Source organism: Mesorhizobium sp. WSM4848 (assembly GCF_055811375.1).
Genome location: NZ_JBVVPX010000113.1, coordinates 1 through 766 on the forward strand (window position 1 = coordinate 1; position 766 = coordinate 766).

The 766-nt window shown below is 64.6% G+C and carries 1 protein-coding gene; it reads right to left on the minus strand.

Annotated elements, in window-relative coordinates; all coding sequences use genetic code 11:
* Positions 1 to 766, minus strand: a 766-nt coding sequence (locus tag AC0L16_RS33530; protein ID WP_473625806.1) for a Ulp1 family isopeptidase, incomplete at both ends; no start/stop codon positions are given.

Below are 766 nucleotides of genomic sequence, written 5' to 3' on the forward strand. Positions count from 1 at the left end.
GCTCGGCAGCTCGTCCTGGGCCTCGCGAGTCCTGCCCAAGTGCTGGTCAAACGGCGCTGGCGCGACTTGTCGGGCTTGCTGCTCTTGCAACACGGCGTGTTGCACCTGCGACCCGGCTGCTCCCAAGGCTTCCGCGGGGATTGCGGCAAGCTCGTGCGGCAAGCGGCCCTGCCTCAGGCGGTTTTGCAGCGCCTGCCGATCGGCGACGAGGTTGTCGAGGTGCAGCGGCCGCTGCCGTTCCGGCCACTCTTGGTTCGCCAATCTCTGAACCAGCGCGCGCGTGCCGTCCACCACGAAGACGCCGCAATCAACACCGTTGTTCTGCCGGGCCATTTCGGGTGTCACCAGGGCGGTCGCGTCCAGTCTTGCTGCGAGCTCTCGTGCAGGCGCGTCATTGTATCCCCGTCTATCGCGCTGATGGATGGAGTCGTAGTGATAGGCGACCGCTCTTTCCGGGTCGCGGCGATCAACGAGCAGCAGCGACCAATGCTCGTTGCGTCCATCATTCTCCACCATAGCCATGGGATTGCCACTGTTCACCGGCAGGAACACGAAGTCGGCTGCGACGTCGTTTTGATGATAGATGGACAGCAATGTAAGTTGCGGGTCCCGATCGTGACGGCGCAGTTGCTGAGAGACCAAGGGATCCACCAGCCGCGTTCGGGCGGCGAGCGCTGGGTGGGCCGCCTGCAGGTTCTGCTCCAGCAACTGGTAATCCCTGTGGATATGGGCGTCGCCCAGCAGGTCGGCGCCGAGCACCGCCCCC